This is a genomic window from Curtobacterium sp. 179-B 9B NHS (assembly GCF_045370965.1).
GTDB lineage: Bacteria > Actinomycetota > Actinomycetes > Actinomycetales > Microbacteriaceae > Curtobacterium.
Genome location: NZ_JBIQDQ010000003.1, coordinates 76,148 through 99,944 on the forward strand (window position 1 = coordinate 76,148; position 23,797 = coordinate 99,944).

The following is a 23,797-nucleotide window of genomic DNA, read 5'->3' on the forward strand; positions in this document are numbered from 1 at the left end:
CGTCGCCGTTGCCAGGGAGGCCGAGCACCAAGCCGTTTCTGTCGCGCACGACCGCTCGTTTGACGGGCGCACCGCCGGTACCGCGAACACGAGGATCGTGGTCGAGGTCGAGGTCGACGACCGACGCACTCGGAGGACAAGAGGGAGAGAGACCATGGAGCAGTGATGGTGCCAGCACGTCCGGTGGCCCGTCATCGCGTAGCGGCCATGCGATCCGCGTACTGCCGCAGGCTCACCCCAGCTGCACTCCGCGAGCCGTACGCCGGCACAGGCTCCGATCGGTAGCACCGGAAGAACTCGGTGGCGTACGCAGCCTTCTCCAGCTCGCAGGGACCACCGGCAGGCACGCACATCGTCACATCGTCGAGATGTGCGGGCCGCGAGCGCCCGAGCAGCCTCGCGAGACGAGACGGCTGACCCGAACAACCGGATTCAGACGTTTCACGTGGAACACTGCCTCAACGGCCTTGGCGTACGCGCGAGCGCAGCTGTCGCCCTCGGCGCCTCGTCAACGCCGCCGTACGCCCCGCAGGCGGCCGAACAGGTCCGACCGGGGACTGGATGACGGGGACGCACAGTACGCTCCGCACACGGCCACAGGGCGCCGTCCCTGCACCAACGACGGCCTCCGAGCGCGTCTAGCCAGCGATGTCGCTGATGCCCAGCTCGCCGAGGATGCGGTTGAGATCATCGCCGTTCGCGAAGTCGATCGTCACCGAGCTCTTGCGAGCACCAACCGCGATCTTCACGCGTGTGTTCAACCGATCACCGATGCGCTCGGCGAGGTCGTTGAAGTGCGCCTGTCGCTTCGTCGGCTCCGCCTTCGGCTTCACCGGCGTCTTGGCCGACAACTGCTGCGCGATCGCCTCTGCGGCCCGGACGGAGAGGTCCTCGTTGACGATCTTCTCGGCGAGGTACTCCATCGCCTCGGCGTCCGGTGCCGCGAGGACGGCACGTGCGTGTCCCGCGGACAGCACACCGGCAGCGACGCGGCGCTGGACGGGGGAGGGCAACCGGAGCAGACGGATCGTGTTCGTGATCTGCGGACGCGACCGGCCGATGCGCTGCGCGAGCTGCTCCTGCGTGATCCCGAAGTCCGCGAGCAGCTGCTGGTACGCCGACGCCTCTTCCAACGGATTGAGCTGTGCACGATGCAGGTTCTCGAGCAGCGCGTCCCGAAGCATCGCGTCATCAGGGGTGTCCTTGACGATCGCGGGGATGGTCGCGAGCCCGAGCTCCTTCGTGGCACGCAGACGACGCTCACCCATGATGAGCTCGTACTGCGCCTCGGTGCCTGATGCGCCGGCGATCGGACGGACGACGATGGGCTGGAGCACACCGATCTCGCGGATCGAGTGGACGAGCTCCTGGAGCTCCTCCTCGCGGAACTCCTTGCGCGGCTGCTGTCCGTTCGGCACGACGTCGAGCGGATTGAGGTTCGCCAGACGTGCGCCGGGAACGGCGACGAGGTCCTCAGCGGTCGCACCGGCGGAGGGTGCCGAGGCCGGGGAGCCGCCCGTCGGGAAGAACACGTCGACGGGCCGGTCCTGCTGGTCCGACGCCGTCGGGATCAGGGCGCCGATGCCTCGTCCGAGTCCAGTTCGCTTGGGTGCCATCAGTCCTGCGCTCCTCGTGCTGCGATCTCGGCGGCTGCCTCGAGGTACGAGAGCGAGCCCGACGAGTTGACGTCGTACGACACGACGCTCTGTCCGTAACTCGGTGCTTCGCTGACGCGCACCGACCGGGGGATCACGGCCTTCAGCACCTGCTCGCCGAAGTGCTCACGGACATCCGCTGCAACCTGGTTGGACAGGTTCGTGCGTCCGTCGAACATCGTGAGCAGGATCGTCGACACCCGGAGGTTCGGGTTGAGGTGCCGTTCGATCAGCTCGATGTTCCGCAGGAGTTGGCTGAGGCCCTCGAGCGCGTAGTACTCGGTCTGGATCGGGATCAGCACCTCCTGCGCGGCGACGAATGCGTTGATCGTCAGGAGGCCGAGCGAAGGCGGGCAGTCGATGAAGACGTAGTGGTACGGCTCCTCGAGCGACGACAGGTACTGGTCGAGCGCCGTGCGCAACCGCTGCTCGCGCGCCACGAGGGAGACGAGTTCGATCTCCGCGCCCGCCAGGTGGATGGTCGCCGGGACACACCAGAGCGTCTCGGACTCTGGCGATCGTTGAACAGCATCGGCGATCGGCGCCTCGTCCACGATCACGTCGTAGACGCTGGTCACTTCGGCCTGGTGCTCGACCCCGAGCGCGGTCGAAGCATTGCCCTGCGGATCGAGGTCGATCACCAGGACACGGGCACCACCGTGCGCGAGGGCAGCCGCGAGGTTCACCGTGGTGGTCGTCTTCCCGACGCCACCCTTCTGGTTCGACACGGTGAACACGCGAGTCTTCGCGGGGAGCGGGAACTGCTGCGTGGCGATCGCTCGCCGCCGGCGGTTGAGGTCAGCGATCTCGCGAGCCAGGGGCGTCGACGAGTCGTAGTCGGTCGATGAACTCAACGAAGACCTCTTCCCCGGGTCAGTGTTCCACGTGGAACGTCGGGCTCTCTGGTCCAGCACAGCCGGACCCAGCCGCGGCGTCAGTCAACTGTAGCCCGGAAGACTCGCGTGGTCTCCTCAACCACACCGTCTCCGAGCTCGAGCACCTCGACATCGGCCAGGCGCTTCCGGAGGATCACCTTCCGAGCCTTCTCGATCTCTTCGTCGACCCGCGCACCCTTCATCAGGATGAGCTGACCACCCGACCGCACCAGCGGAACCGTCAGCGGGATGAGCTTCGACAGCGCACTCACCGCACGAGCCGTGACCTGGTCGACGACGACCGCGTCTGCGACGTCCTCAGCCCGCCCGCGGAGGACGGTGACGTTCCCCAGCCCGAGTCGCTCGGATTCGGCGTTCAGCCAGTCGCAGCGACGCTCCATCGGTTCGATGAGCGTGAAGGAGACGTCGGGACGGGCGATCGCGAGCACCAGGCCCGGGAGCCCCGCTCCGGAACCGACGTCCGCGACGCGACCATCGGCCTCCAGGAGCGGCGCGAGCAAGGCAGAGTTGAGGATGTGTCGCGTCCACAGGCGGGGGAGTTCGAGGGGTCCGATGAGGCCCAGTTCCTCGCCGCGACGAGCGAGCTCGGCCGTGAAGGACCGCGCGACCTCGATCCGGTCGCCGAACAGCTCCGCAGCGGCAGCCGGCTCCCGCTCGAGGACCGGCGTGACCTCGTCGGTCATCGCGTGACGACCGTGTGGCGGTCTCGTCCCTCGCCCTCGGACTCCGAGTGGAAGCCCTTCTCGGCAACCAGGTCGTGCACGAGCTTGCGCTCGTAGGACGACATCGGGGGGAGCGCCGCCGACGACGAACCGCTCTCGATGCGCTCGACAGCCGTGTCGACCAGACGCTGGAGCTCCGTCGCTCGGGCGTCACGCGAGCCACCGACGTCCAGGATGAGGCGGCTGAACTCGCCGGTCTCGGCCTGCACGGCGATGCGGGTCAGCTCCTGCAGGGCCGACACCGTGTCCGGCTTCGAGAGCACCCGCAGCGCGCCGCCCTCGTCGCTCACGGACAGGTACACCCGTCCGCCACGCTCCTCGATCTCGATGTCCCCGTCGAGGTCGCAGATGTCGAGGAGTTCCTCGATGTAGTCCGCCGCGATGTCCGCTTCGTCGCGGACCTCGTCGGTCTCGGTCTCCGCCGCGGCGTCGACGGTGGGTGCGGTGTCCTGCTCGGTCACTTACTTCTTCCCGTTCTTCTTGGAGCGGTTCTTGCCGACGGGCTGCTGACGCTGCGTGGTCACGCGGACGGGCTCGACCTCGACCGCGGTGGAGCCAGCGCCGGCCTCGGCGAGCACCGGGGTGCCGCGACGCTGGGCCTTCTTGGCCAGGCGGGCCTCACGAGCGAGTGCGGCCTCGGAACCCGGGGTCGGCATGCTGCGGATGACGAAGTACTGCTGCGCCATCGTCCAGATGTTGGAGGCCAGCCAGTAGAACATGACGCCGAGGGGGAAGCTCAGACCCGAGATCACGAACACCAGCGGGAGGATGTACAGCATCATCTTCTGCTGGCGGTACATCGGCGACGCCTTGGTCTCCGGCGACATGTTCTTCGCCACGAGCTGCAGCTGGGTGACGAACTGCGACGCGGTCATCACGACGATCATGAAGCCCGCGATGACCCGGACCTCCCACCCGGAGGCGTTCGTGAAGGTCTCGTGCAGGGGAGCGCCGAACAGGGCCGCGTTGCCGAAGTCCTGCGCCAGGGTGTTCGTGAGCAGACCGATGCCGGTCTTGTTGATCTGCGCCTCGTGCAGCACCGAGTACAGCGAGAAGAAGATCGGCATCTGGATGAGCAGCGGCAGGCAGGAGCTCAGCGGGTTCGTCCCGGTCTCCTTGTAGAGGGCCATGGTCTCGCGGCTCATGGCCTCACGCGAGAACTGGTCCTTCTTGCCCTTGTACTTGTCCTGGATCTTCTTCAGCTGCGGCGCCACCTCGAGCATGCGTCGCTGCGACTTGATCTGCCGGACGAAGATCGGGATGAGCGCGGCCCGCACCACGAAGGTGAGGAAGATGATCGACAGCACCCAGGTGATGCCGGCCGACGGGTCCATGCCGATCGACTCGAAGATCCAGTGGAAGGCCACGAGGATCGCCGAGACCACCCACTTCAGTGGCCAGAGGATCGTTCCGATGAAGTCCATGAGGACGGTCACGCCTTTCGAGTGCGCTGGGGGAGCAGGACCGGACGACGGGCATCGCCGGACGGCTGGGGGTGCAGCTGGGACGGGGGGAGCACGAACCCGAACCGGGTCAGGCGGTAGGGGCGGCGGCGGTCACGCACGTCGTCGATCCCGCCTGCGGCCCACGGGTTGCACCGCGCGATCCGCCAGGCCCCCATCGCCGACCCGCGCACGACGCCGTACTGCTGGATGGCCTCGAGCGCGTACCGTGAGCACGACGGGTGGTAGCGGCAGACGTTCCCGTACAGGGGAGAGATGACCGCGCGGTAGGCGCGCAGCACGACGACGCACACGTTGCGCGGGAGCAACGCGACGACCCAGGCCAGTCGGTTCAACGCCAGCCGGGTCCACTGGATGCGGTTCATGCTGCCTTCTCCACCCCGCGCGCGAAGGAGCGCGAGACGTCTCCGAGCAGGCTAGGCCATCCGGCCTGCGCCGCGGCTGGCAAGGCCCTGATGACCACGTCGTGGCCGCTCGGCACCTCGGTCAGCAGCTCGTGGGCGATCGCCTTGAACCGACGTCGCACCGTGTTGCGGGTGACGGCGTTGCCGACCGTCTTCGCGACGATGAACCCGAAGCGGGTCGGGTCGTCCGGACCGGGCTCGGCCCCGGCGGGTCGACGGACCACGGATACGACGACGTGCGCCGTGGCGCTCCTGCGACCACGACGCACGACGGACCGGTAGTCCTCACCGCGGACGATGCGGTTGGCGCGGGCCAACACGATCGCTACCGGGTTCCGATTCGGGACCGGATCAGGCGCTGCCCCGAGGGGCGCAGCCCGATCAGGCGCTGAGCTCGGTGCGGCCCTTGCCGCGGCGCGCGGCCAGGATGGCGCGGCCGGCACGGGTGCGCATGCGGGCGCGGAAGCCGTGCTTCTTGGCACGACGACGGTTGTTCGGCTGGAAGGTGCGCTTGCTCATGATGATCTCCACACGGCTGCGCTCGAGGACGGGCTCAGCGCGAGCCGACACGTATGTCTGGACAGCCGCTCGACGAGGCCGAACGACACGATGGGCGCGACCAGGTGGCCGCAGTCAACTGGTTAACGGTACGTGACAGCGGCGGTGAGGTCAAACGGCGGCGACGGCCGCCCTCGTCCGAGGTGAGCGCACGATCATCATCCACATTGGGGAAAACGTGCGTTCGGTACGACTCGGTCGGACCCTTTACAGTGGTGTGATCGATCGGCCCGTTCCGCGGAGCGACGGGGGAGTCACCTCACCGTCCGCAGCCGGGCCACCGTGGACAGGACTGTGGACAACCCTGTGGATCACCGCCACGGCGTGACGGCGGTCCGGCCCGTGGATCGGCCGCGCCGGACACTGCTCGCGGAACGGCACCGACCGGGCGCGCCCGTGTCCCGCCGTAGCGAGCACCACGGCGCGGGACCGGCACCACGACACCAGCACACCGACACCAGACCAGGAGACCAGCGCGAATGACGATGCCGGCCGACCCCGTCGAGGACCTCTGGTCCTCCGTCCTGGGCCTCCTCTCCGAGGACGACCGCATCACCCCGCAGCTGCACGGCTTCCTCAACCTGGTCGAACCGAAGGGCGTGCTCGCCGGCACCCTCTACCTCGAGGTCCCCAACGACCTGACGCGGGGCATGCTCGAGCAGCGGATCCGCGTCCCGATCACCGAGGCCGTCTCGCGGGTCGGTGACGACTCGGTCGCGAACTTCGCCATCACGGTGAACCCGGACATGGCGTCGGAACCGCGGGTCGACGCGGTCGTCCCGAGCCACGTCCCCGAGTACGCCGAGCCGGTGCAGGCGCCGGTGGAGCAGAGCGCGGCACCCCGCCAGTACATCGAGGCACCGTTCGTCCCGAGCCAGATCGACTCCCCGGGCACCGGCGGTCGCCCCGAGTCGCGACTCAACCCGAAGTACAACTTCGACAACTTCGTCATCGGCTCGTCGAACCGCTTCGCCCACGCCGCCGCGGTCGCGGTCGCCGAAGCTCCGGCCAAGGCGTACAACCCGCTCTTCATCTACGGCGACTCCGGTCTCGGCAAGACGCACCTCCTCCACGCGATCGGCCACTACGCCGAGAGCCTCTACCCGGGCATCCGCGTCCGGTACGTGTCGAGCGAGGAGTTCACCAACGACTTCATCAACTCGATCGCGAACAACCGGTCGAACCAGTTCCAGCAGCGCTACCGCGACATCGACATCCTGCTGATCGACGACATCCAGTTCCTGCAGGGGAAGGACTCCACGCAGGAGGCCTTCTTCCACACGTTCAACACGCTGCACGACCACAACAAGCAGGTCGTGATCACGTCGGACGTCGCGCCGAAGCACCTGACCGGCTTCGAGGACCGGATGCGCTCACGGTTCGAGTGGGGCCTCATCACGGACGTGCAGGCGCCGGACCTCGAGACGCGCATCGCGATCCTGCGCAAGAAGGCGCAGTCCGACCACCTGCAGGTCCCCGACGACATCCTCGAGTTCATGGCGTCGAAGGTCTCGAGCAACATCCGTGAGCTCGAGGGGACGCTCATCCGCGTCACGGCGTTCGCGAGCCTGAACCGGACGGCCGTCGACATGGCCCTGGTGCAGACGGTCCTCAAGGACCTGATCACCCTCGACGACGACAACGTGATCGCGCCGACGGACATCATCAACCACACCGCGGAGTACTTCAAGCTCTCGGTCGACGACCTGTACGGCTCGTCCCGGTCGCAGGCGATCGCGACCGCGCGGCAGATCGCCATGTACCTGTGCCGTGAGATGACGAGCCTGTCGCTGCCGAAGATCGGGCAGCTGTTCGGCAACCGCGACCACACCACGGTCATGTACGCGAACAAGAAGATCACCGAGCTGATGAAGGAACGACGGTCGATCTACAACCAGGTCACCGAGCTGACGAGCCGCATCAAGCAGGACCGCCGCTACCGCTGACGCGGACGCGAGCAGGACGCGGACGCGACCAGCTGACGGACGGGAGGCACGGTGCGACACGGCACCGTGCCTCCCGTCCGTCGTCTCCCCTCGACCCGACATCCGTCGCACCGGTGTCCGACCGGGAGGCCCGCCCCACGGCCCCGGATCGGCCCGCCTCGGCGCGCATCCACCATCTGAGACGGTTCCATGCGCCGAGTTTCCCCCAGTGTGGAAAGCCTGTGGATAACTGTGGAGGACACGCGGTCCGGTTGTTCACAGTTTTGTACCCACCTGTGGAGACTGGGGATGGAAGCGGATAGATGAGATTTGTTCATCCAGACGCTGCCAACACGGGACTCACAACTCACACGTGTGTAGTTCCCTGTGGAGAAGCGGGATGCACAGAGTTATCCACACTGTGCACAGGCGTTAACACCATTGATCCTGGTTAACGATGAAGTTCCGCGGGCCAACCTTGTGGACGGCGGGATGACAAGAAATCCGGGCCCTGCTCCGCTGTGCCACAATGGGGCGGCCGGACAGTCCGCACCGATCGACAGGGGTCCCAGCTGTGAAGTTCGAGGTCAACCGGGACGTCTTCTCCGAAGCCGTCTCCTTCGCGGTGAAGCTCCTCCCACAGCGCACGACCCTCCCGATCCTGTCCGGAGTCCTCATCCACGCCGAGGGCGATCGGCTCACGCTGTCGTCGTTCGACTACGAGGTCTCGGCGCAGACCTCGATCACGGCGCAGATCGACGAACCGGGCACCGTGCTCGTCTCCGGCCGTCTGCTCAACGACATCTCGAGCCGACTCCCGAACGCCCCGGTGACCTTCACCACCGAGGACACGAAGATCTCCGTCACCTGCGGATCGGCGCACTTCACGCTGCTGTCCATGCCGGTCGAGGAGTACCCGACGCTGCCGGAGATCGGTGAGCAGACCGGGGTCGTCCCCGGCGACGCCTTCTCCGAGGCCGTGTCCCAGGTGGCCGTCGCCGCGAGCCGCGACGACGTCACCCCGGTCATCACGGGTGTGCAGCTCGAGGTCGGCGACAACGACCTGTCGCTCATCGCGACCGACCGCTACCGCGTCGCGGTCCGCACGATCGCGTGGGACTCCGGTCGTGTCGGATCCGACCCGCTGCACGCGCTCGTCCCCGCCCGCACCCTGCAGGAGGTCGGCCGCACGTTCGGGTCGGCGTCCACGGTGTCGGTCTCGATCAGCGGGTCGTCGGACCGCGAGCTGATCGCGTTCCACGCCGACGACAAGACCGTGACCTCGCTGCTCATCAAGGGCAACTACCCGCCGGTCCGCCGGCTCTTCCCCGAGACGGTGAACGACCACGCGGTGATCAACACCGCTGAACTCGTCGAGGCCGTCCGACGGGTCTCCCTCGTCCTGGAGCGCGAAGCGGCGCTCCGGTTCTCCTTCTCGGTCGACGGGCTCACGCTCGAGGCGATCGGATCCGAACAAGCGCAGGCGTCAGAGTCGATCAGTGCGTTGCTGACCGGGGAGGAAACGGTGGTCTCGCTGAAGCCCGCCTTCCTCCTGGACGGGTTGAACGCGGTGCACTCCGAGTTCGTCCGCATCTCCTTCACCAAGACGGAGAACCCCAACAAGCCGGGTCCGGTGCTCATCACCGGGCAGACCTCGCAAGAGGCCGCGGCGACGGACGGATACCGGTACCTGCTGCAGCCCAATCTCCTGCTGCGATAGCGCAACAGCCGTACCACTGCGCTGACGCGCCTCTGGCCACCAGCGCGACGACGAACAGAAGAGGAAATCATGCACATCGGTCTTGTCGGCCTCGGTCGCATGGGCAACAACATGCGTGCCCGTCTCCGCAACGCAGGCATCGAGGTCACCGGGTACGACGCGAACCCCGCCGTCTCCGACGTCGCGGACCTCGGCGCCCTGGCAGCCGCACTGCCCGAGGGCAAGAAGCTCGTGTGGGTCATGGTCCCGCACGGCAAGATCACCGACGACGTGATCACGGACCTCGCCGGCGTCCTGGGTGAGGGCGACCTCGTCATCGACGGTGGCAACTCGAAGTGGCTGGACGACACGATCCACGCCGAGCAGCTCGACGCCAAGGGCATCCGGTACATGGACGCCGGTGTCTCCGGTGGTGTCTGGGGCAAGGACAACGGCTACGGCCTGATGGTCGGTGGCGCCCCCGAGGACGTCGAGTTCGCCATGCCGGTCTTCGACGCGCTCCGCCCCGAGGGCCCCCGCGAGGAGGGCTTCTCGCACGCCGGCCCCGTCGGCGCCGGTCACTACGCCAAGATGGTCCACAACGGCATCGAGTACGCGATCATGCAGGCGTACGGCGAGGGCTACGAGCTCCTCGAGGCCAAGGACATCATCAAGGACGTCCCCGCGGTCTTCGCCGGGTGGCAGCGCGGCACCGTCGTGCGCTCCTGGCTGCTCGACCTGATGGTCCTCGCGCTGAACGAGGACCCGAAGCTCGACGCCATCGAGGGCTACGTCGACGACTCCGGCGAGGGCCGTTGGACGGTGGAGGAGGCCATCGAGCACGCCGTGCCGATGCCGACCATCTCCGCGTCGATCTTCGCGCGCTTCGTCTCGCGTCAGGGCAGTGCGTCCCCGACGATGAAGGCCGTCGCGGCCCTGCGCAACCAGTTCGGCGGTCACGCCGTGAAGAAGGCGTAGTTCAGGTCACCACCTGAGCTCGTCCCGGCCCGCGTGCACGTCGACCACCTGCAACTCACCGACTTCCGGAACTACCGGGAGGCGGACGTCGACCTCGCACGCGGGCCGAACCTGTTCGTCGGGCGGAACGGACAGGGCAAGACCAACCTGGTCGAGGCGATCGGCTACCTGTCGACCCTCGGGTCGCACCGGGTCCCGACCGACGCCGCCCTCGTCCGTCAGGGCTGCGACGCCGCGATCGTGCGCGCTCGACTGGCGCACGAGGACCGCAGCATCCTGGCCGAGGTGCAGATCAACCGCACCGGGTCGAACCGCGCGCAGGTCAACCGGGCCGCGATCAAGCCCCGCGAACTGCCGCGGTACTGCACCAGCGTGCTCTTCGCCCCCGAGGACCTGGCCCTCGTCCGCGGTGAGCCCTCGGGCCGTCGGCGCATGCTCGACGAGCTGCTCGGCCAGATCGCACCCCGGATGCAGGGCGTGCTCGCCGACTACGACCGGACGCTCAAGCAGCGGAACACCCTGCTGAAGTCGGCACGGGCGACCGGTGCGCGGTCCGGCTCCCTCGCGACGCTGGACGTCTGGGACGACCGGCTCGTCGCGTTCGGTTCCGAGATCATCGCGGCCCGCGACCACCTCACCCGTCGGCTCGCGCCGTTCGTCACGGAGGCCTACGCCACGGTCGCGGGCGAACGGCACGAGGCGACCATCTCGGGTGTGCTCAGCGTGCGCGGCGGTGACCCCGAGGACGCTGCCGCGACCGACCCGGTGCTCGGGACGCCGGACGAACCGGTGTCCGTCGCCGCTGCGGCCGAGGCCTTCCGTGGTGCGCTCGAGCGTCGGCGTCGGGACGAACTCGACCGCGGACTGACCCTCGTCGGACCGCACCGCGACGACGTTCTCTTCCAGCTGAACGGGTTACCTGCGCGCGGGTACGCCAGCCACGGCGAGTCGTGGTCGTTCGCCCTCGCGATCAAGCTCGCCGGCGCCGCGGTGCTCCGGGCGGAGTCGACGCTCGGCGACCCGATCATCATCCTCGACGACGTGTTCGCCGAGCTCGACGAGTCACGGCGTGAACGGTTGGCGGGGGCGGTCGCCGACTACGAGCAGGTGCTCATCACCGCCGCGGTGTTCGGGGACGTGCCCGACCAGCTCGCCGCCCACACTGTCCGGATCGAGGCGGGCACGATCGTGACGGACGAGGCTCGCGCCTGATGCCCAAGCCGTGGAAGCCCTCCGAGCCCTCGCGGGTGTACCGGCACCTGCGCGCCGTGTTCGGCGACCCGTCCCTCCGCACCGTCGACGCCCGACGTCGCCGGTCCCGCGAGCTCGACGCCGACACGGTCCCGTACGGCAAGGGTCGCGAACCCCGGGGGCTCGGCGACGTGGTCGGCGCGCTGGCCCAGGAACTCGGTTGGTCGGAGCCGTTGGCGCGCTCGGAGCTCTTCGTCGACTGGCCCGCCGTGGTGGGCGACGAACTCGCGAAGCACTCGCGCCCGATGACGATCGACGACGGCACGCTCGTCATCCGCTGCGACTCGACGGCGTGGGCGACGCAGCTCCGTCTGATGCGCGCGACCGTGACGACGACGATCGCCGAGCGGCACCCGGGAGCGGGCGTGCAGTCGATCCGGGTTTCCGGCCCGGACGTCCCCACCTGGAAACGCGGTCCCAGGACCGTCCAGGGGCGTGGTCCTCGCGACACCTACGGTTGACGCGACGAAATCGTCCTCGGGGATGAAGAACACCCGTCCAGCGGGCGGATGAGCCCCGTGGAGAGGGGCTCCTGCGGTAGACTGGCGAGTGCAGTGTGCGGGCGTTCCGCGCGCAGGCAGGAGCAATCCCGACATGGCATCAGAATCTGACGACGACCGGACGATCCCGCAGGACGAGACCGAGCAGGCTCCACCGACGGAACCATCGTACGGCGCAGACCAGATTCAGGTGCTGGAGGGGCTCGAGGCGGTCCGCAAGCGCCCGGGCATGTACATCGGCTCGACGGGTCCGCGCGGTCTCCACCACCTGGTGCAGGAGATCGTCGACAACTCCGTCGACGAAGCACTGGCCGGCTACTGCGACACGATCGACGTCACCATCCGCGAGGACGGCGGTGTCCGCGTGGTCGACAACGGCCGTGGCATCCCGGTCGACACCCACGCGGCCGAGGGCGTCTCGACGCTCCAGGTCGTCCTCACCGTCCTGCACGCCGGCGGCAAGTTCGGTGGCGGCGGGTACGCGGTGTCCGGTGGTCTGCACGGCGTGGGCTCCTCCGTCGTGAACGCCCTGAGCTCCGAGCTCGACGTGGAGGTCCGCCGCCAGGGCCACGTCTGGCGCCAGAGCTACACCGACGGCGTCCCGGTCGCCCCCGTCTCGAAGGACGAGGAGACCGACGTGACCGGCACCACGATCACGTTCTGGCCGAACGCCGACATCTTCGAGACCGTCGAGTTCGACTACGAGACGCTGCGCACGCGCTTCCAGCAGATGGCCTTCCTCAACAAGGGCCTCCGCATCAACCTCACCGACGAGCGCACCCCGGACGAGGGCGAGGAGTCGCGCCGTGACTCCTTCCGCTACGAGCGCGGGCTGCCCGACTACGTCGAGTACCTCAACGCGCAGAAGAAGGCCGACCTCGTCCACCCCGACGTCATCGCGATCGAGGCCGAGGACACCGAGCGCAAGATCGCGCTCGAGATCGCCATGCAGTGGAACACCTCCTACCAGGAGAGCGTCCACACCTTCGCGAACACGATCAACACGCACGAGGGCGGCACCCACGAAGAGGGCTTCCGTGCGGCCCTGACGAGCCTGGTCAACCGGTACGCCCGCGAGACCAAGATCATCAAGGAGAAGGACGACAACCTCACGGGTGACGACATCCGCGAAGGGCTGACCGCCGTCATCTCCGTGAAGCTCGGCGAGCCGCAGTTCGAGGGCCAGACGAAGACCAAGCTCGGCAACACCGAGGCGAAGTCGTTCGTGCAGCGCGTCGTCGGCACCGAGCTCACCCACTGGTTCGAGAGCAACCCGTCCCAGGCGCGCGACGTCGTGCGGAAGGCGATCCAGGCGTCGCAAGCCCGGCTCGCCGCCCGCAAGGCCCGCGAGACCACCCGGCGCAAGGGGCTGCTCGAGTCGGGCGGCATGCCCGGCAAGCTCAAGGACTGCCAGTCGAAGGACCCGACGCTGTCGGAGATCTTCATGGTCGAGGGTGACTCCGCCGGTGGTTCCGCCGTGCAGGGTCGCAACCCCATGACCCAGGCGATCCTGCCGCTGCGCGGCAAGATCCTCAACGTCGAGAAGGCCCGTCTCGACCGCGCCCTGGCCAACCAGGAGATCCAGTCGATGATCACGGCGTTCGGCGCCGGCATCGGCGAGGACTTCGACCCGGACAAGGCCCGGTACCACAAGATCGTGCTGATGGCCGATGCCGACGTGGACGGTCAGCACATCACGACGCTGCTGCTCACGCTGCTCTTCCGCTACATGCGTCCGCTCATCGAGCGCGGGTACGTGTACCTCGCACAGCCGCCGCTGTACCGCCTGAAGTGGTCGAACGCGGCACACGAGTACGTGTTCAGCGACCGGGAGCGCGACGCCCTGATGCAGGCGGGCATCGCCGCCGGCAAGCGCATCCCGAAGGACAACGGGATCCAGCGCTACAAGGGTCTGGGCGAGATGGACTACAAGGAGCTCTGGGACACCACGATGAACCCGGACACCCGCACGCTCCTGCAGGTCACGCTCGAGGACGCCGCCGCGGTCGACAGCGTCTTCGCGACGCTGATGGGTGAGGACGTCGAGTCGCGACGCCAGTTCATCCAGCAGAACGCCAAGGACGTCCGCTTCCTCGACATCTAGTACCGGCCTGGAGGCGCGGTGCCAGCCGCGTCGACCAGTCCCGACCCCCTGTGGTCGCGCCCGGCGCGACCGACGGAACCAGTGCCTCCCGGCCGACGACCGGAGGGCCACCAGAAAGGTGACCAAGCCACATGGCTGACGACAACGAGAACGGCGCCGACGAGCAGCCCGAGATCGTGCACGGCGAGGTAGGCGACATCGTGGTCTCCGGCGACCGCATCTCGCAGGTCGACCTGCAGCTCGAGATGCAGCGGTCGTACCTCGACTACGCGATGTCCGTCATCGTCGGACGTGCGCTGCCGGAGGTCCGTGACGGTCTGAAGCCGGTCCACCGCCGCGTCATCTACGCGATGTTCGACGGCGGCTACCGGCCGGACCGGGCGTTCTCGAAGTGCTCCCGCGTCGTCGGTGACGTCATGGGCCAGTTCCACCCGCACGGCGACAGCGCGATCTACGACGCGCTCGTCCGCCTCGTGCAGCCGTGGTCGCTCCGGTACCCGCTCGCGCTCGGCCAGGGCAACTTCGGGTCCCCGGGCAACGACGGCGCCGCGGCCCCGCGGTACACCGAGACCAAGATGGCACCGCTCGCCATGGAGATGGTCCGGGACATCGACGAGGACACCGTCGACTTCCAGGACAACTACGACGGCCGCACGCAGGAGCCGTCGATCCTGCCGGCGCGCTTCCCGAACCTGCTGGTCAACGGATCGGTGGGCATCGCGGTCGGCATGGCCACGAACATCCCCCCGCACAACCTGCGCGAGGTCGCCGAGGGCGCCCAGTGGGCGCTCGCACACCCGGACGCGACGCGTGAGGAGCTCCTCGGCGCGCTCATGCAGCGGATCAAGGGCCCGGACTTCCCGACCGGCGCGCAGATCCTCGGCACGAAGGGCATCCAGGACGCCTACCGCACCGGTCGTGGCTCGATCACGATGCGCGCGGTCGTCAACGTCGAGGAGATCCAGGGTCGCACGTGCCTGGTCGTCACCGAGCTGCCGTACCAGGTGAACCCGGACAACCTGGCGATCCGCATCGCCGAGGGCGTGAAGGACGGCAAGCTCGCCGGCATCGCGGACATCCGCGACGAGACCTCCGGCCGCACCGGTCAGCGCCTGGTCATCGTGCTGAAGCGCGACGCGGTGGCGAAGGTCGTGCTCAACAACCTGTACAAGCACACGCAGCTGCAGGAGAACTTCGGCGCGAACATGCTCGCCATCGTCGACGGGGTGCCGCGCACGCTGTCGCTCGACGGCTTCATCTCGGCGTGGGTCGACCACCAGATCGACGTCATCGTCCGCCGTACCCAGTACCGGCTCCGCGAGGCCGAGAAGCGCGCGCACATCCTGCGCGGCTACCTCGCGGCGCTCGACGCCCTCGACGAGGTCATCGCGCTCATCCGTCGGTCGCCCGACGTCGAGGAGGCGCGGACCGGCCTGATGGACCTGCTGTCCGTCGACGAGATCCAGGCACGCGCGATCCTCGAGCTGCAGCTCCGCCGCCTGGCCGCCCTCGAGCGCCAGAAGATCCACGACGAGGCCGAGGAACTCGAGCGCAAGATCGCCGACTTCCAGGACATCCTGGCGTCGGAGACCCGGCAGCGCACGATCATCGGCGACGAGCTCGCCGAGATCGTCGACCGCTTCGGGGACGACCGTCGCAGCGAGATCATGCTCGGCTACGACGGTGACATGTCCATCGAGGACCTCATCCCGGAAGAGGAGATGGTCGTCACCATCACCCGCGGCGGGTACGTCAAGCGCACGCGGAGCGACAACTACCGGTCGCAGCACCGCGGCGGTCGCGGCGTCAAGGGTGCGCAGCTCCGCGCGGACGACATCGTCGAGCACTTCTTCGTCACGACGACCCACCACTGGCTGCTCTTCCTCACCGACCAGGGTCGCGTGTACCGCGCCAAGGCGTACGAGCTGCAGGAGGCGAGCCGTGACGCCAAGGGGCAGCACGTCGCCAACCTGCTCGCCATGCAGCCCGACGAGCAGATCCAGCAGGTGCTCGACATCCGCGACTACGAGGCGGCGCAGTACCTCGTGCTCGCGACAGAGCAGGGTCTGGTCAAGAAGACCGCGCTGACCGAGTACGACACCAACCGCACCGGCGGCATCATCGCGATCAACCTCCGCGAGGGCGACAAGCTCCGCCAGGCACTGCTCGTCGACGAGACCGACGACCTGCTGCTCGTGTCGAAGCACGGCATGTCGCTCCGCTTCACGGCGACCAACGACACCCTCCGTCCGATGGGCCGGTCGACCTCCGGCGTGAAGGGCATGTCCTTCCGCGGCGACGACGCACTGCTCGCCGCACGTGTGGTGTCGGACGACGGCTACGTGTGGGTGATGACCGAGGGCGGCTACGCCAAGCGCACCTCGGTCGACCAGTACCGGGTGCAGGGCCGCGGTGGTCTCGGCATCAAGGTGGCCAAGCTGGCCGCCGATCGGGGCGACCTCGTGGGGGCGCTCATCGTCGGCGAGGACGACGAGGTGCTCGTCGTGCTGCAATCGGGCAAGGTGGTAAGGTCTGCCGTGTCCGAGGTGCCCGCCAAGGGTCGCGACACGATGGGTGTGGTCTTCGCGAGGTTCGCGGAGAACGACCGGATCATCGCGGTGGCCCGGAACAGCGAGCGGAACCTGGATGACCAGGACGACGCCGACCCCGAGATCGAGCCTGCGGGCCCGGTGGAGACGGTGAGCCCTGACGAAGCGGCCCCCGAACCCGCCGACCCCGCCGACACCGAGCCTGTCGAGGACGAGGCCGGAGAGGACCAGTCGAACAATGAGTAGTGTCGCCGAGAAGCTCCAGAAGAAGGCGAAACGTCCCAGCGGTACCCGGCAGGTCCGCCTGCGTCTGGTGTACCTCGACTTCTGGTCGATGGTGAAGCTGAGCTTCCTCATCGCGCTCGCCGGTTCGATCGTGATCATCGTCGCGACCGCGCTGGTCTGGGTCATCCTCAACCAGACCGGTGTGTTCACCCAGATCGACGCCCTGCTCAAGGACGTCACCGGGCAGAACAGCTACTCGATCATGGACCAGTTCTCGCTCGGGCAGGTCCTCGGGTTCTCGGTCGTGGTGGGCATCCTCAACGTGGTCGTCGGCACCGTGCTCGGCGCGATCGTGAGCGTCCTCTACAACCTCAGTGTGCGGATCACGGGCGGCCTGCTCGTGGGCTTCACGAACAACTGACACACCCGGGCCGGACGGCAGTCGCCCCTCGATTTCGTTCTCCGAGATCGGTACGGTAGGCTTTCTTCTGGTCTGAGGGGCTATAGCTCAGGCGGTTAGAGCGCTTCGCTGATAACGAAGAGGTCCAAGGTTCAAGTCCTTGTAGCCCCACCACTTCCCACCGGGACCAGTACGCTGGTCCTCACGGGGCCTTAGCTCAGTTGGTAGAGCGCCTGCTTTGCAAGCAGGATGTCGGGAGTTCGATTCTCCCAGGCTCCACTCCCTCAGGGCGGATACTGCTCCGCTCGTTCCTCGCTCCGCCGGTTTCGGTCGTCGTGTTCGTCGGCGCCTCCGGCGCGCCGCTCCGCGATGGTCGCCTTCTTCCGGGCGTTGCCGCTGCGGGATGGTCGCCTCGGTCGTCTTCGGGCGTGAGGTGCTGCCGCTGCGGGATGGTCGCCTCCGTTGTCTTCGGGCGAGAGGTGCTGCCGCTGCGGGCGTTCGGCCCGGCGCTGGCGCACGACATGCCGTCAGTGGTGCTTCGACGCGGCATGTCGTGGCACCTGTGCGAGCGACGGCGGCATGTCGCGCGACGGCGCATCAGCGGCTGACGGAATGAGGGCGTGCCTCCAGTCTGAGGCTGGGGCTGAGGCCGGGCCTGTGCCTGAGGCTGGGACCGGTGCTGTGCCTGAGCCTGAGGCTGAGGCTGTCGAGCGGGCAGGACGTGCCGCGTGCGGGGCGTCGACAGGGTTCTTCTCGTCGAGTCTTAGCGGTGAGCGGGCCGTATGTCGCCCGTTCGAGGCTCGGGGCAGGTGGCACGGGGCCGGGGCCGGGGCCGGGGCAGGTTCTGCGGCGTGCGGGACGGCCGGGGACGACGAAGGGCCCCGGCGCGGTGCCGGGGCCCTTCGTACGAACCGGGAGGTCAGGCGGCGGGCTTCTCCGCCGTGTCGGCGTCGTCGGCGACCCACAGGTCGTCGTCGGCGCGGAGCGTCTGGTAGGCGGCGTACGCGGCACCGGCAACGGCGACCACACCGACGACGATGAGGGCGACCCCACCGAACCCGAGGCCCTTCTTCTGCTGCCCCGGCGTGTACTTCGCCGCGGCCTTCTTCGCCTTCTTGCCCTTCTTCTGGGCGTCCTTCACGATCTTCTTGACGCGCGGGTCCTTCGCGAGGTCCTTCACGCTCATCACCGAACCAGCGGTCGCCACGAGGCCGGGGACGACCTCGGTCTGGAAGCGGTGCGACGCGCTGTGCGCGGCCGAGGTCGCTGCGTGCACGCCCGTCGCGACGGCGGGACGGATCCCGTTGTCGATCGCGTTCTGCACGCGGGGGGCGATGTCCTTGCGGGCTGCGTCAGCAGCGTGCGAGCGGGCCTCGGCGAGGATCGCGTTCGCGTGCTCGAGGACCTTGCGCTGCTCGCCGAGGAGCGAGGCCGTCTTGCCCTTGAGCTTCTTGATCTGCTTCCGACGCTTGCGCGGGATCTCGATCGTCGTCATCTGGTACCTCCATCGGATCGGCGTGACCCCATCCTGCCACCGAGCACCCTGACAGGTCACGGATCGTCGGCTGTGTGATCCGTGTCACCGTCAGGAGTGCATGCGAGAATCGACACATGTCTCTGCACACCGCTGTCGCAACGATCCACACGAACAAGGGCGACATCCGCGTCAACCTGTTCGGCAACCACGCCCCGAAGACCGTCAAGAACTTCGTCGACCTCGCGACCGGCAAGCAGGAGTGGACGCACCCCGGCACGGGCAAGGTCTCGACCGACAAGCTCTACGACGGTGTCGTCTTCCACCGCATCATCAAGGACTTCATGATCCAGGGCGGCGACCCGCTCGGTCAGGGCATCGGTGGTCCGGGCTACCGCTTCGACGACGAGATCCACCCGGAGCTCACCTTCCAGGAGCCGTACATCTTCGCGATGGCGAACGCCGGCATCCAGGGCGGGCGCGGCACGAACGGCTCGCAGTTCTTCATCACGACCGTGGCGACCCCCTGGCTGCAGGGCAAGCACACCATCTTCGGTGAGGTCGCCGACGACGAGTCGCGCGCGGTCGTCGACGCGATCGAGGGCGTGCCGACCGACGGTCGCGACAAGCCCGTCGAGGACGTCGTCATCGAGAGCATCGACGTCGAGGACGTCTGAACCCGGTGACCGACCAGGCCCCGGGGCGGGACAACTACTGCTACCGGCACCCGGACCGGCAGAGCTTCATCCTGTGCCAGCGGTGCGGGCGGACGATCTGCACCGAGTGCCAGACGCCGGCGGCCGTCGGCGTGCACTGCCCGGAGTGCGTGCGTGAACAGCGCGCGCAGTTCCAGGCGAACCGTCGTGCCTCCGGGGCCCCGGGCGGCCTGACCGTCGCCCGTCGTCGGTTCGCGATGATGGACCAGAAGGCGACCACGGTGATCATCGCCGTGTCGGTCGTGATCTGGCTGCTGAACCTGCTGTCCGGCAACGTCGTCAACCAGTGGCTCAGCTACTGGACGCCGTTGGTCGGGACACAGCCGTGGCGCCTCGTCACGGGGCTGTTCGTCCACTCGTCGATCTTCCACATCGGGTTCAACATGCTCGCGGTGTTCATCTTCGGGCGGATCCTCGAGAACCTCCTCGGCACGTGGCGCTTCGTCGCGCTGTACTTCCTGGCGGGCCTCGGCGGTGACCTCGCGGTGTCCCTGCTGACCCCCGGTACGCCGGTGGTCGGTGCCTCGGGTGCGATCTTCGGGCTGTTCGCGGCGTTCTTCGTGATCCAGCGCAGCCTCGGCTACAACGCCGTCCAGCTGCTCGTCATCATGGGGCTCAACCTCGTCGTCGGCTTCCTGCCCGGGACCAACATCTCGTGGCAGGCCCACGTCGGTGGCATCGTGCTCGGGTTCGTCACGGGCTTCGTCTTCTCGAAGACCCGGAACGTCCGGCAGCGTGGCCTGCAGGTCGGGCTCCTCGTCGCCGAAGCGGTCCTGCTCGTGGCCGGGATCGGCGCCGCGTACATCAGCATCGGTGGCTACGCGATCGGCTGACGAGTCCGCCGCCGCTCAGGACGCCCCGTCCCACCACAGTGTGGGGCGGGGCGTTCTGCCTCTCTGGAGGCCGCTTTCCACAGCCGTCCGGTGAGTTCTCCACAGTTGGGGACAACTCGGTGAGTTACACGGGTGTGATTATCCCCACTGTGGACGGGCCTGTGGACAACTCGGGGGCCATGGTGTGGATGGTCGTGTGGAAAGTGTGGACAACTGTGGAGAACGTGGTCCCGGGTGTGGACGGATGCGTCGGGGTGGTGTCGGGCTTGTGGACAGCGAGCAGGAACCCGGGCCGAGACGGGACGGGCCGGGACAGGACGGGCCGGGAGGGGACGGGCCGGGGCGAACGACGACGCCCGCCGTACCGGGCGGTACGACGGGCGTCGGGAGATGCTGGGCGGCGGTCAGCGCCACCGCGTGGTCATGAGGAACCCGATGAACATGATCCCGAAGCCGATCAGGATGTTCCACGACCCGAGCGACGGTACGGGCAGCGTCGTGTTCGAGATGTAGAAGACGATGACCCAGGCCAGCCCGATGAGCATGAAGCCGAACATGACCGGCTTGAACCACACGGGGTTGGGCTGGTCGCCCGCCGTGTCGACCGAGTCGGCTCGGGTCCTCCGGGCGGGCTTGGTGCGGTCCTTGTCCTTGGCCATGGCCGGTATCCTACCGTGACCACGTCTGTGGGAAGACCCTCAGCAGCCCGCGCACATCCCCCACGAGTACGGTGATCCGACCATGACCAAGATCCTCGTCGTCGACAACTACGACAGCTTCGTCTACACGCTCAACGGCTACCTGCAGCAGCTCGGCGCGGACACCGACGTCGTCCGGAACGACGCGTTCCCCGAGGACGAGATCGCCGAGCGCATCGCCGACTACGACGGTGTGCTGCTCTCGCCCGGGCCGGGCACCCCCGCGGACGCCGGTGTCTCGATCCCCACCGTGCGTGCGGCCGTCGACGCCGAGACCCCGCTGCTCGGCGTGTGCCTCGGGCACCAGGCGATCGCTGAAGCCATGGGCGCCACGGTGACCCACGCCGAGGAACTCATGCACGGGAAGACCTCGCAGGTCGACCACGACGACAGCGTGCTCTTCGCCGGTGTCCCGCACCCGTTCACCGCCACGCGGTACCACTCGCTCGCGATCGTCGACGGGACGGTGCCCGACGAGCTCACCGTCACGGCGCGGACCGCAGGTGGGGTGATCATGGGCGTGCAGCACCGTGACCACCCGGTGTACGGCGTGCAGTTCCACCCGGAGTCCGTCCTCACCGAGGGCGGGTACCGGATGGTCGGCAACTGGCTCGAGACCACCGGTCTGACCGGTGCTGCCGAGCGGGCCGCAGCGCTCAACCCGCTGATCGCCGAACACCGGTCCTGACGCCGGAGCGGTACGACCGCCGACGCGTCCGGTGGCCACCGGCGCAGGCGGCGTCCGCGGGGATGCTGCCGCGTGCCTCCAGGCCGACGGACGGACGCTCGCCGCAGCCGACGTGACGGACGGACTACTGTCCGGCGCCGCCGCCCTGGACGGTCCCGCTGCCGCCGCCACCGTCACTACCGCTGATGTCGTCGCCACCCCGGTCGGGGACGGACGGCGCCTGCGACGGCCGCTGTGCCGAGGCTGCGCAGTACGTCAGCGTGATGGTGCTGCCCTGCGCGACGTCGCCCTGCGGCACGCTCTGCTGCACCACGGTGCTGCCCGTGCACGTGTACGTCGGGGACGCCACGACCTTCAGCCCGAGGTTCGCGAGTGCCTCGTTGGCGGCGCTGATCGGCTGCTGCGTGACGTCCGGCATCTGCACCTTGCCGTTGGAGACCGTCAGGTTGACGACGGAACCCTTCGTCAGCTGCGTGCTGCTGCCCGGGTCGCTGCTCATCACGGTGCCCTCGGGCACGTCGCTCGAGTAGTCGCTGTTGATCGCTCCGACCGCGAACCCGGCGTCCTTCAGGGCCTGTTCCGCCGCGTCCTGCGTCTGGTTGGCGACGTCCGGGACGGCGACCTGCTCCGGTCCCAGGGAGACGACGACGCGGATGCTCTGCTTGCGGGCGACGTTCGTGCCCTCCCCGGGCTCGGTGCGGATGACCGTGTCCTTGGCGACGTCGTCGGAGTTCTCGCCGACCTCGACGGCGCTGAGGTCTCGCTTCTCGAGTTCGGTCCGCGCCGAGTCCCACGTGGCGCCGACGACGTTCGGTACGGACACCGACGACGACACCGGTGCCTTGCCGGGCTGCAGGTTCGCGACGAAGAACACCACGCCCGCGATGACGGCGGCGGTGAGGATGATGCCGAGCCAGATCCAGGCGACCGGAGGGCGGTTCTGCGTGCGCTGGGGTCGGTGGTCAGCGGCGTCGTCGTCGAGCTCGCGGAACGCCACGGCAGGGTTCGAGGTCGTGCGGGGGTTCACGCCGAAGAGCATCGTGGACGCGTCGTGTGCCGCGTTCTGCTGGAGCGTGCGCGTGGACACCGGGACCTTGCCGGCGGCGGCCTGCTGCAGGTCGGTCCGGAAGTCCGCGGCGGTCTGGAACCGACGGGTGCGGTCCTTCACCAGGGCGTGCAGCGTCACCGCGTCGAGCGCCGGGGACACCTCGGGCACGAGCGTGGAGGGCGCGACCGGCTGCTCGCTCACGTGCTGGTAGGCCACGGCCACCGGGGAGTCGCCGACGAAGGGCGGGCGGCCGGTGAGCAGCTCGAAGAGCAGCACGCCGGTCGAGTACAGGTCGGTCCGGGCGTCGACGGTCTCACCGCGGGCCTGCTCCGGCGAGAAGTACGAGGCCGTCCCGAGGATCGAGGTCGTCTGCGCGACCGTCGCGGACGTGTCGGTGATGGCACGGGCGATGCCGAAGTCCATCACCTTGACCTGGCCGCTGTGCGTCACCATGACGTTCGCGGGCTTGATGTCGCGGTGCACCACGCCGGCGCGGTGCGAGTACTCGAGGGCGGTGAGGATCCCCTCGGTGATGCGGACCGCCTCGGCCGGGTCGAGCGGGCCGTCGTCGAGCACGTCGGAGAGTGCGCGACCGTCGACGTGCTCCATGACGATGTAGGGCACCTGGACCTGGGCGCCGGAGGGCTCGGTGACCGTCTCCTCGCCCGCGTCGTAGACGCGCACGATCGTCGGGTGCGCCATGCGGGCCGCCGCCTGGGCCTCCTGCCGGAAGCGGATCCGGAAGGTCGGGTCCGAGGCGAGGCTCGGCTTGAGGAGCTTCACCGCCACCTTGCGACCGAGTCGCGTGTCGGTGCCCACGTGCACCGTCGCCATGCCCCCACGACCGATGACGTCACCGATCTCGTAGCGGTCGGCGAGGAGCGTGATCCCCGCGGTCACACCTTCTGGCACGTACTCCTCCGAATGTTCGTCCGGGCAAGTGTACGGCAGGGGTTCCTGCCCGAACGCTGACGACGGGGGCTGCCGACGAACCGTTACACAACGGTGTCG

General features: G+C 68.2%; 22 protein-coding genes and 2 tRNA genes. 13 read left to right on the plus strand and 11 right to left on the minus strand.

What is annotated here, in order from left to right; all coding sequences use genetic code 11:
* Window positions 1-638: 638 nt before the first annotated feature.
* From ACH0A8_RS03970 to rpmH, 8 genes are all read right to left on the minus strand, one after another.
* Window positions 639-1,616, minus strand: coding sequence for a ParB/RepB/Spo0J family partition protein (locus tag ACH0A8_RS03970; RefSeq protein ID WP_251154398.1), 978 nt, complete (start codon window positions 1,614-1,616; stop codon window positions 639-641).
* Window positions 1,616-2,509 carry a ParA family protein gene (locus ACH0A8_RS03975; RefSeq protein WP_066657539.1) on the minus strand — a complete coding sequence of 298 codons (894 nt, stop codon included), beginning with the start codon at window positions 2,507-2,509 and terminating at the stop codon, window positions 1,616-1,618. The genes ACH0A8_RS03970 and ACH0A8_RS03975 overlap by 1 nt, the downstream gene beginning before the upstream one ends.
* A gap of 80 nt (window positions 2,510-2,589) precedes the next feature.
* Window positions 2,590-3,234, minus strand: coding sequence for a 16S rRNA (guanine(527)-N(7))-methyltransferase RsmG (rsmG, locus tag ACH0A8_RS03980; RefSeq protein ID WP_406906583.1), 645 nt, complete (start codon window positions 3,232-3,234; stop codon window positions 2,590-2,592).
* Window positions 3,231-3,734 (minus strand): R3H domain-containing nucleic acid-binding protein, encoded by a 504-nt coding sequence (locus ACH0A8_RS03985; RefSeq protein WP_209684765.1) that lies wholly within the window; start codon window positions 3,732-3,734, stop codon window positions 3,231-3,233. The genes rsmG and ACH0A8_RS03985 overlap by 4 nt, the downstream gene beginning before the upstream one ends.
* Entirely contained in the window at window positions 3,735-4,697 is a 963-nt protein-coding gene (gene yidC, locus ACH0A8_RS03990; RefSeq protein WP_066658860.1) for a membrane protein insertase YidC, read from the minus strand.
* Between the two features lie 8 nt (window positions 4,698-4,705).
* Window positions 4,706-5,101: a membrane protein insertion efficiency factor YidD gene (yidD, locus tag ACH0A8_RS03995; protein ID WP_081985178.1), complete on the minus strand. Its 396-nt coding sequence runs from the start codon at window positions 5,099-5,101 to the stop codon at window positions 4,706-4,708.
* Window positions 5,098-5,460 carry a ribonuclease P protein component gene (gene rnpA, locus ACH0A8_RS04000; RefSeq protein WP_406906585.1) on the minus strand — a complete coding sequence of 121 codons (363 nt, stop codon included), beginning with the start codon at window positions 5,458-5,460 and terminating at the stop codon, window positions 5,098-5,100. Before rnpA ends, yidD begins: the two co-directional genes overlap by 4 nt.
* Window positions 5,461-5,521: 61 nt before the next feature.
* Entirely contained in the window at window positions 5,522-5,659 is a 138-nt protein-coding gene (gene rpmH / locus ACH0A8_RS04005) for a 50S ribosomal protein L34 (protein WP_043595303.1), read from the minus strand.
* Window positions 5,660-6,177: 518 nt separating this feature from the next.
* On the opposite strand from rpmH, the gene dnaA reads away from it, so the two are divergent.
* The 10 genes from dnaA (at window position 6,178) to ACH0A8_RS04055 (ending at window position 17,608) form a co-directional block, all read left to right on the plus strand.
* Window positions 6,178-7,644, plus strand: a complete 1,467-nt coding sequence (gene dnaA, locus ACH0A8_RS04010; protein WP_400340207.1) for a chromosomal replication initiator protein DnaA — start codon at window positions 6,178-6,180, stop codon at window positions 7,642-7,644.
* 553 nt (window positions 7,645-8,197) lie between these two features.
* A complete protein-coding gene (dnaN, locus tag ACH0A8_RS04015; protein ID WP_066651122.1) occupies window positions 8,198-9,343 on the plus strand; it encodes a DNA polymerase III subunit beta in 1,146 nt (381 codons plus the stop codon).
* Window positions 9,344-9,412: 69 nt separating this feature from the next.
* Window positions 9,413-10,300, plus strand: coding sequence for a phosphogluconate dehydrogenase (NAD(+)-dependent, decarboxylating) (gene gnd / locus ACH0A8_RS04020; RefSeq protein ID WP_066651124.1), 888 nt, complete (start codon window positions 9,413-9,415; stop codon window positions 10,298-10,300).
* A gap of 33 nt (window positions 10,301-10,333) precedes the next feature.
* Window positions 10,334-11,512 (plus strand): DNA replication/repair protein RecF, encoded by a 1,179-nt coding sequence (gene recF, locus ACH0A8_RS04025; RefSeq protein WP_066651126.1) that lies wholly within the window; start codon window positions 10,334-10,336, stop codon window positions 11,510-11,512.
* Entirely contained in the window at window positions 11,512-12,012 is a 501-nt protein-coding gene (locus tag ACH0A8_RS04030; protein ID WP_066651128.1) for a DUF721 domain-containing protein, read from the plus strand. Before recF ends, ACH0A8_RS04030 begins: the two co-directional genes overlap by 1 nt.
* A 133-nt stretch (window positions 12,013-12,145) precedes the next feature.
* Complete coding sequence (gyrB, locus tag ACH0A8_RS04035; RefSeq protein ID WP_245172033.1) at window positions 12,146-14,155, plus strand: DNA topoisomerase (ATP-hydrolyzing) subunit B; 2,010 nt, start codon at window positions 12,146-12,148, stop codon at window positions 14,153-14,155.
* Between the two features lie 131 nt (window positions 14,156-14,286).
* On the plus strand, window positions 14,287-16,950 hold the full coding sequence (gene gyrA, locus ACH0A8_RS04040; RefSeq protein ID WP_066651131.1) for a DNA gyrase subunit A: 2,664 nt from the start codon (window positions 14,287-14,289) through the stop codon (window positions 16,948-16,950).
* Window positions 16,943-17,350 carry a DUF3566 domain-containing protein gene (locus tag ACH0A8_RS04045; RefSeq protein WP_066651132.1) on the plus strand — a complete coding sequence of 136 codons (408 nt, stop codon included), beginning with the start codon at window positions 16,943-16,945 and terminating at the stop codon, window positions 17,348-17,350. Before gyrA ends, ACH0A8_RS04045 begins: the two co-directional genes overlap by 8 nt.
* Window positions 17,351-17,426: 76 nt before the next feature.
* A tRNA-Ile gene (locus ACH0A8_RS04050) sits at window positions 17,427-17,503 on the plus strand.
* Between the two features lie 32 nt (window positions 17,504-17,535).
* Window positions 17,536-17,608 (plus strand) — tRNA-Ala (locus ACH0A8_RS04055).
* Window positions 17,609-18,248: 640 nt separating this feature from the next.
* Here the strand turns inward: ACH0A8_RS04055 and ACH0A8_RS04060 are convergent.
* Complete coding sequence (locus tag ACH0A8_RS04060; protein ID WP_066651134.1) at window positions 18,249-18,824, minus strand: hypothetical protein; 576 nt, start codon at window positions 18,822-18,824, stop codon at window positions 18,249-18,251.
* Between the two features lie 116 nt (window positions 18,825-18,940).
* Here ACH0A8_RS04060 and ACH0A8_RS04065 point away from each other — a divergent pair, with 116 nt between their 5' ends.
* On the plus strand, window positions 18,941-19,480 hold the full coding sequence (locus ACH0A8_RS04065) for a peptidylprolyl isomerase (protein WP_066651135.1): 540 nt from the start codon (window positions 18,941-18,943) through the stop codon (window positions 19,478-19,480).
* A gap of 5 nt (window positions 19,481-19,485) precedes the next feature.
* On the plus strand, window positions 19,486-20,352 hold the full coding sequence (locus ACH0A8_RS04070) for a rhomboid family intramembrane serine protease (protein WP_066651137.1): 867 nt from the start codon (window positions 19,486-19,488) through the stop codon (window positions 20,350-20,352).
* Between the two features lie 404 nt (window positions 20,353-20,756).
* Here the strand turns inward: ACH0A8_RS04070 and ACH0A8_RS04075 are convergent, their stop codons facing one another.
* A complete protein-coding gene (locus tag ACH0A8_RS04075; protein ID WP_022907010.1) occupies window positions 20,757-21,011 on the minus strand; it encodes a cell division protein CrgA in 255 nt (84 codons plus the stop codon).
* Window positions 21,012-21,093: 82 nt separating this feature from the next.
* Here ACH0A8_RS04075 and ACH0A8_RS04080 point away from each other — a divergent pair, with 82 nt between their 5' ends.
* Window positions 21,094-21,738: an aminodeoxychorismate/anthranilate synthase component II gene (locus ACH0A8_RS04080; protein ID WP_066651138.1), complete on the plus strand. Its 645-nt coding sequence runs from the start codon at window positions 21,094-21,096 to the stop codon at window positions 21,736-21,738.
* 124 nt (window positions 21,739-21,862) lie between these two features.
* Here the strand turns inward: ACH0A8_RS04080 and pknB are convergent, their stop codons facing one another.
* The gene (pknB, locus tag ACH0A8_RS04085) at window positions 21,863-23,698 is read right to left on the minus strand and encodes a Stk1 family PASTA domain-containing Ser/Thr kinase (RefSeq protein WP_406906593.1); all 1,836 of its coding nucleotides are present in this window, start codon (window positions 23,696-23,698) and stop codon (window positions 21,863-21,865) included.
* Window positions 23,699-23,797: the final 99 nt, after the last annotated feature.